Here is a 4,752-nt window from a genome sequence, read left to right as displayed (position 1 = left end):
GCTGGCATCGGACCAGGCCACCGGCAGCTGCCGGCAGGTGCCGGCCACCTGCTGCAGCAGATTGCGCCGCAACAGCAGATCGCGCCCGGCGGCAGCGGCCACGCCGACGCCGGGACCGCCGCCCATGGCGCGGAACAGCAGGCCCAGAGTCCGCTGCACGTCGGCCAGCTCGACCCGGGCCTCGGGAAAGTCCGGGCTGGCCCGGCGGGTGATGAAGCGGTGCCAGAGGCTGCCGACCCACTCTTCGACTTCGACGCTGAAGGCCATGAACTTTCCCCTCGATAAAAAAAGGCCCGCTGTACCAGCCGGGCCGAAAGCCTCACTTACCGTGGATGTGAGTCGTTGTCATGCCGGGGCGGCCTCGCTCACCGCTACCCGTCCGCGCTGGCGGAAGCTGGACAGGTAGCAGCACAGGCCGATGGCGAAGAACACGCCGGCGACCAGGCGCAGCCAGAAGAACACGGCCAGTTGGTTCATGGTGTTCATGAACGACATGGCGGCGCCGTCGGCCGGCAGGCGCTGCAGCCAGACCTGCACCACGCCGGCGGCGGTCAGCAGCAGGGTGATCAGCAGCATGGAAATGGTCATCAGCCAGAAGCCCCAGATCTCGATGGTCTGCGCCCGCTCGTCGGCGGCCTCGCCGATTCCGCGCAGGCGCGGCATGGCGTAGGAGATCAGGGTCATGACGATCATCGCGTAGGCGCCGTAGAACGCCAGGTGGCCGTGGGCCGCGGTGAGCTGGGTGCCGTGGGTGTAGTAGTTGACCGGAGCCAGGGTGTGCAGGAAGCCCCACACGCCGGCGCCGAGGAAGGCGGTCACGGTGGTACCCAGCGCCCAGGTGGCGGCGGCGCGGTTCGGGTGCTGCCGGCGGCGTCGGTTCACCATGTTGAAGGCGAACAGCACCATGGCGAAGAACGGCAGCGGTTCCATGGCGGAAAACACCGAGCCGAGCCACAGCCAGACGCCCGGGGCGCCGATCCAGAAGTAGTGGTGGCCGGTGCCGAGGATGCCGGTGATCAGGGCCATGGCGATGATCACGTAGAGCCACTTCTCGATGACCTCGCGGTCCACGCCGGTGATCTTGATCAGGACGAAGGCCAGCATCGAGCCCATGATCAGCTCCCACACGCCTTCCACCCAGAGATGCACCACCCACCACCAGTAGAACTTGTCGCGGGCGAGGTTGGCCGGGTTGACGAAGGAGAACAGGAACATCACCGCCAGGCCGATCAGACCGGTCATCATCACCAGGCTGATGGTGGTCTTGCGGCCCTTCAGCATGGTCATGCCGATGTTGTAGAGGAAGCCCAGGGCGACCACCACGATGCCCATCTTGGTGATGGTCGGCTGCTCGAGAAACTCCCGGCCCATGGTCGGCAGCAGTTCGTTGCCGGTCATCTTCGCCAGGCCCGCGTAGGGCACGAAGAGGTAGCCGAGGATGGTCAGCACGCCGGCGGCGGCGAACACCCAGAACAGGATCATCGCCAGCTTCGGGCTGTGCAGCTCGCGGTCGGCCTCTTCCGGGATCAGGTAGTAGGCCGCGCCCATGAAGCCGAACAGGATCCAGACGATGAGCAGGTTGGTGTGCACCATCCGCGCCACGTTGAACGGGATCAGCGGGAACAGGAAGTCGCCCACCACGTACTGCAGCCCCATGATCAGGCCGAACAGGATCTGCCCGACGAACAGCATCAGGGCGAACACGAAGTAGGGTTTGGCCACGGCCTGGGATGCGAATTTCAGATGCGGGTTCGTAACACTCATGGCTCAGCCCTCCTTGTTCGGCGGCCAGTTGAAGTTGTCGATCTTCGAGGTCCACTTGAGGAACTCGGCCATGTCGTCAACTTCCTGCTCGGTCAGATTGAACTGCGGCATCTGCCGGCGCCCCGCCGCTCCGGTGGGCTGGGCCTTCATCCAGGCGTGCAGGAACGGTTTGAAGGACTGCTCGCCGCCGCGCCGCTCGTACACGTTGCCCAGCTCCGGCGCGAAGTAGGCGCCCTCGCCGAGCAGGGTGTGGCAGCCGATGCAGTTGTTCTGTTCCCAGACCAGCTTGCCGCGCACCACCGACTCGCTCATCGCGGCCTCGTTGGTGCGCTTGGGTAAGGTCTGTTCGGTGTGATAGGCCAGGGCCAGGAATATCAGGATGAAGAACACGCTTCCCCCGAAGTAGATATTCCTGGCCATCCCCTTGGTAAAGGTCTCGGACATGGGCGCCTCCTGTTTGGCTGTGCGTGACCATTCTAGGAAGCGACCCAGGCGGATCTGCTTGATGGCAATCAAGAGTTCCTGATTGTTTTGGTCGGGAATTAGGAGCGCACGGTCGGCGCCGCCGGAGCGGCCCCGGCGAGGGCTCGGCCGCCAGCCATGCGGCCGCGAGAACGCGCGGAGCCAGGTCGTGCTTTGGAAGCAGGTGTAACGCGGCCGCCCTGGGATCGGCCGGGCAACCGGCCGCGCCGGGGGATGGCGGCAGGTGAAGGGTGGAGCGGCGCCGGACCCGGCCGTCCGCAGGGTCTACAGCGTCAGCCAGATCCCCGCGGTCATCGCCAGCGGCCAGCCCAGCAGCAGGCCGCGCCACAGACGCGGCGCATGGCGCAGCTCCATGAAGCCGTCGGCGATCAGCCAGGCCTTGCCCAGGGCCAGCAGCAGGACCAGCAGGCCGAGCGCACGGGCCCCGCCGGCATGGCCCAGGCTCACCGTGGCGACGGAGAACGCGGCCAGCCCCAACCAGCAGCCGAACAGCACTTTCGATGCGGACATGGCGCCCCCCTCAGTTCAGTACGTAGACCAGCGGGAACAGCAGCACCCAGACCAGATCGACCATGTGCCAGTAGAGCACGCCGGACTCCAGGCCGCTGCAGCTGTCCGGCCGGTAGGCCCGGCGCCGGCAGCGGCCGGCCATCCAGGCGAGGATGGCCATGCCCAGCAGCACATGGAGGAAGTGGAAGCCGGTGAGGATCCAGTACAGGGTGAAGAAGGTGCCGGCCTCCATGTCCAGGCCGAGGCCGAGCAGATGGCCGTACTCGCCGAGCTTGAGCGCCACGTAGACGCCGGCCGAGAGCAGGCCGGCCAGCAGCAGCCAGGCGGCCTGGCGCGGCCGGCCACGGCGCACCCGCTCCACCGCCAGGGCGGCGAGCAGGCCGGCGGTCAGCAGGCTCAGGGTCAGGGCCAGCCCGATGGAGCCGTCCAGCACCCGGCGGCTCTCCCGGAACGGCTCCGGGTGCAGCATCTGGGTCACGGCGAAGGTCAGGATCAGCACGCCGAAGACCGAGAGCTCGGCCAGGATGAAAAACCACATGGCCATGTCGCCCGGCAGGCGCCGGGATGGGCCGGCGGGCACGGCCCGGCCTTCAACCGAAGTGGACATCGACCACTTCCATGAGCGCGGCGACGGTCTGCCGATCGTCCGACAGCGGCTCGGCGAGACAGGCCAGGCAGGCTTCGCGCGGGCTCATGCCGGCGCGGATCATCCGTGCGGCGAAGATCAGCAGGCGCGTGGAGGCCACCTCCTCCAGGTCGTGCTGGTCCAGCCGGCGCAGGGCCTGGCCGAGCTTGACCACCCGGGCGGCCAGGGACGCCTCCACCTGCGCCTCGTTGGCGACGATGCGCTCCTCCTCGCTCGCCGCCGGGTAGTCGAAGCGCAGGGCGACGAAGCGCTGGCGGGTACTGGGCTTCATGCCCTTGAGCAGATTCTGGTAGCCGGGGTTGTAGGACACCACCAGCATGAACCCCGGCGGCGCCCGCAGGGCCTCGCCGGTACGCTCGATGAACAGCTCGCGGCGGTCGTCGGCCAGCGGGTGCAGCACCACGGCGGTGTCCTGGCGCGCCTCCACCACTTCGTCCAGGTAACAGATGCCGCCTTCGCGCACCGCGCGGGTCAGCGGGCCGTCCTGCCACCAGGTGCCGTCGGCGCCGATCAGATGGCGGCCGACCAGGTCGGCGGCGGACAGGTCGTCGTGACAGGCCACGGTGTACAGCGGCAGCTTCAGACGATGGGCCATGTGCTGGACGAAGCGGGTCTTGCCGCAGCCGGTCGGCCCCTTGATCAGCACCGGCATGCCGTGGCTCCAGGCCTGCTCGAAGAGGCTCACCTCGTTGCCCTGGGCCTGGTAAAACGGCGCGTCCATGGCGGGCAGTCCGCGCGGACTCTCTAACGCAGTCACTGGTAATACCCCACTGCTCTGGTTGGTCTTGACCCAAGCTAACGGCGACAGCCGGCCTGACTCAAGCCGATCCGGAGCATTGCTTGATAATGATCAAGCGCTCGGGCGATCCACCTCGCATAGGATGCGTGCAAACGAAACGGCCGGGTGGTGGCATTGAAAATCCCCGGAAAACCGTCTGCAATGTAAAAGGGTTATCCAACCGGCGAACCCTAAGTTTATGACGCCCGGTACCGGTTACCGGGACAATCGGGCAAACCGGAAGGTTCTGCCCGCTAGCCTGAGGAAGTAACACATGAAGAAAATCCTGGTTCCATTGCTCGCCCTCAGCGGCGCGCTCTCCCTGTCGGCCATGGCCCAGACCGGGGAAGAGCTGTTCAAGAGCAAGGGCTGCGCGGCCTGCCACTCCATCGATACCAAGCTGGTCGGCCCGGCCTACAAGGACGTTGCCGCCAAGTACGCCGGCCAGGCCGATGCCGTGCCCACTCTGGTCAACAGCATCACCAAGGGCAGCCAGGGCAAGTGGGGCCCGATCCCGATGCCGCCAAATGCCGTGACCGCAGACGAAGCCAAGACCCTCGCCGAGTGGGTC

General features: G+C 66.8%; 6 protein-coding genes and 1 pseudogene. 1 reads left to right on the top strand and 6 read right to left on the bottom strand.

Going from position 1 to position 4,752, the window contains the following annotated elements; translation table 11 throughout:
• The 6 genes and pseudogenes from ACFOJE_RS12365 to ACFOJE_RS12340 form a co-directional block, all read right to left on the bottom strand.
• Positions 1–267 (bottom strand): annotated as a pseudogene (locus ACFOJE_RS12365) (nitric oxide reductase activation protein NorD); the annotation flags it as partial.
• Positions 268–345: 78 nt separating this feature from the next.
• Positions 346–1,764: a cbb3-type cytochrome c oxidase subunit I gene (locus ACFOJE_RS12360; protein ID WP_377814658.1), complete on the bottom strand. Its 1,419-nt coding sequence runs from the start codon at positions 1,762–1,764 to the stop codon at positions 346–348.
• Between the two features lie 3 nt (positions 1,765–1,767).
• Positions 1,768–2,208 carry a c-type cytochrome gene (locus tag ACFOJE_RS12355; RefSeq protein WP_377814657.1) on the bottom strand — a complete coding sequence of 147 codons (441 nt, stop codon included), beginning with the start codon at positions 2,206–2,208 and terminating at the stop codon, positions 1,768–1,770.
• Positions 2,209–2,511: 303 nt separating this feature from the next.
• A complete protein-coding gene (locus ACFOJE_RS12350; protein ID WP_377814656.1) occupies positions 2,512–2,757 on the bottom strand; it encodes a cytochrome C oxidase subunit IV family protein in 246 nt (81 codons plus the stop codon).
• A 10-nt stretch (positions 2,758–2,767) separates the two neighbouring features.
• Complete coding sequence (locus ACFOJE_RS12345; RefSeq protein ID WP_377814655.1) at positions 2,768–3,364, bottom strand: cytochrome c oxidase subunit 3; 597 nt, start codon at positions 3,362–3,364, stop codon at positions 2,768–2,770.
• Complete coding sequence (locus ACFOJE_RS12340) at positions 3,348–4,124, bottom strand: CbbQ/NirQ/NorQ/GpvN family protein (protein WP_377814654.1); 777 nt, start codon at positions 4,122–4,124, stop codon at positions 3,348–3,350. Before ACFOJE_RS12340 ends, ACFOJE_RS12345 begins: the two co-directional genes overlap by 17 nt.
• Positions 4,125–4,455: 331 nt before the next feature.
• Here ACFOJE_RS12340 and ACFOJE_RS12335 point away from each other — a divergent pair.
• A partial coding sequence (locus ACFOJE_RS12335; protein WP_377814653.1) for a c-type cytochrome occupies positions 4,456–4,752 on the top strand: 297 nt, incomplete at its 3' end.

The organism is Azotobacter bryophylli (genome assembly GCF_042643485.1).
Lineage (GTDB): Bacteria > Pseudomonadota > Gammaproteobacteria > Pseudomonadales > Pseudomonadaceae > Azotobacter > Azotobacter bryophylli.
The sequence above is the reverse complement of the archived record's forward strand: the minus strand, read 5'-3'. Positions and strand labels throughout refer to the sequence as shown.